Source organism: Verrucomicrobiota bacterium, assembly GCA_016871675.1.
Taxonomy (GTDB): domain Bacteria; phylum Verrucomicrobiota; class Verrucomicrobiia; order Limisphaerales; family VHCN01; genus VHCN01.
The window spans coordinates 1-2,336 of the sequence record VHCN01000141.1 but is presented as its reverse complement, the minus strand read 5'-3'; the positions used below and the strand labels follow the sequence as shown (position 1 = coordinate 2,336).

Below are 2,336 nucleotides of genomic sequence, written 5' to 3'. Positions count from 1 at the left end.
CTTCGGCGTGGTGCGCGCGATCTGGTGGTCGAAGCCGGATGCGGATGTTTCGGCGATGGACGTTTCGCCCGTGATGCGGTGTCTGTTGATCGTGTGCGTCGCCGGGCTGCTCTGGCTTGGATTGTTTCCCGCGCAACCGCTGGAACTCGTCGCCGCCGCGATCGAGGGCACCCGATGACCGATGCGCTGAATTGGACCGAACCTTCCGGCAGTGGACGGCGTTGAATCTCCTGAAGCATCCAAACCACAACTCCATGAGGACTCCAATGAAATCTCTCGCACTTGCCACGGTCACCGCCCTCCTGCTTGCGCCCGCCGCGCCAACCGCCGTGGCGCAGCAGAAGATCGAAAAGCGCGCCTCGTCCGGCATCAGCGTGTCCAACCGCAACGGTGACGTGACCGTGACGTGGAAAGGCAAAGTCGTCTTTACGGGCAAGGCTGCCGGGCGCGTGTCCGCGAAGTCTTCGAACGAGAACGGCACCGAGTTCGCCGCGGCATTCGATGGCGACAAGGTGCTTTGGGAAAACGTCCCGGGCGCGGGTGAGAAGTTGAAGGACAAGTAGGAACGGGAGTTGGTCCGGGCTTTCCTCACGGGCGCGCGGCCGCGATTCTCAACGCGGCGGCGGCGACGGGCCGCAGGATGCCTGCCTCTGCGGCTGACACGGGTTCCGTGCTTTCCTTCGGAGAAGTCCTGCTCCACGCTCCGGTCCCGGAATGCGCAAGACCAAGATCGTCGCCACGCTTGGCCCCGCCACGGATTCTGCGGAGACAATCGGCGCGCTCATCGACGCCGGCATGAACGTGGCGCGGCTCAACATGAGCCATGCGTCGCACGATTGGGTCCGCCGCGTGGTCGCGGACATCCGCGCCGCGTCGCGCGCCCGGGGCGTCTCGGTTGGCGTGATGATCGACACGCAGGGTCCGGCGATCCGGACGGGCGACCTTCTCGTGCCGCTCGACTTGCAGCCGGGGCAGAAGTTCACGCTCACCGTCCGCGGCGAGAAGAGCGAGGAGGAGCACAGCGTGGACGTAAACTACGAACACTTCGTCAGCGACATCTCCGTTGGCGACGTGGTGTTGCTCGACAACGGCGCCATCCGGATGAAGGTGCTGGCGAAGCACGAGAACAAGGTCGAATGCGAGGTGCTCACGCCCGGCACACTCGGCAGCCGCCGTCACATCAACCTCCCCGGCGTGAAGGTCAGCCTGCCCGCGCTCACGGCGAAGGACCTGGCCGACATCGAGTGCGGGATGGATGCCGGCGTGGATTTCATCGCGCTTTCGTTCGTGCGCGAGTCGCGCGACATCCTGCAGCTCGTCTCATTCCTTGAGCGATGGAAGCACCGGCCGCTGATTGTCGCCAAGATCGAGGACCAGCAGGCGGTGAAGAACCTGGAGGACATCGTGCTCGTCGCCGACGGGGTGATGGTGGCGCGCGGCGACCTTGGCATCGAGATTCCCTACGAGGAGCTGCCCATCGTGCAGCGGCGGATCGTGAAGACGTGCCTGCGCGCGGGCCGGCCGGTGATCGTGGCGACGCACATGCTCGAGAGCATGATCGCCAGCCCGATGCCGACGCGCGCGGAGATCACCGACGTGGCGAACGCCGTCTTCGAGCAGGCGGATGCGATCATGCTGAGTGGCGAGACGACGATCGGGAAGTATCCGCTGGAGTGCATCGGCGTGTTCGACCGCATCGCGCAGCGGATCGAGCGCAGCGGGGGCGCGAACTATCACGAGAAGGCCGAGTTGACGAGCGCGCGGCAGAAGCTGGTGAGGAGCGCGGTGGTGATGGCGGACGAGCTGCGGGCGGATGCGATCGTCGTGTTCACGCGGCGCGGGCGGATGGCGCGCTACACGGCGTGGATGCGTCCGCGGTATTCACCGATCTTCGCGGTGTGCGAGTTTCAGGCGCTCGCGGATTCGCACGCACTGAGCCGGGGCGTGACGCCGGTCGTGGCTCCGTTCGATCACTCGGATCCGGAAAAGACCATCGCGGACGCGCTCGCCTTGCTGGTCTCGCGCGGCTTGCTCAAGCCGGGGCAGACGGCGGTGATCATCAGCACGATCGCCGCGGGGGAGGCGTTGGTCGACGCGGTGCAGATGCGGACGGTGTAGCGGGAGGCAGTCGGTTTCAGGATTCTTCCGGTTTCAGCGCAGCATGGTTCAAGCGTCTCCCGAGTCTTGATTGCCACCCTGGAGGGGATGAGCGGGGAATCCGGGCAACAAAAAACCCCTCCCGCTTTTCGCGGGAGGGGTTTGGGGAGGCTGTAAAGTCAGCCTAGAACTTGTAAACGACGTTGGCGATGACCTGGTTCGCGTTCACGCGACCGCCA

At 65.2% G+C, this 2,336-nt stretch carries 2 protein-coding genes; both read left to right on the top strand.

Features of this window, described 5'->3' with window-relative positions; all coding sequences use genetic code 11:
* Positions 1–266 precede the first annotated feature (266 nt).
* Positions 267–563: a hypothetical protein gene (locus tag FJ386_15445; protein ID MBM3878081.1), complete on the top strand. Its 297-nt coding sequence runs from the start codon at positions 267–269 to the stop codon at positions 561–563.
* 151 nt (positions 564–714) lie between these two features.
* Entirely contained in the window at positions 715–2,118 is a 1,404-nt protein-coding gene (gene pyk, locus FJ386_15440) for a pyruvate kinase (GenBank protein ID MBM3878080.1), read from the top strand.
* Positions 2,119–2,336: the final 218 nt, after the last annotated feature.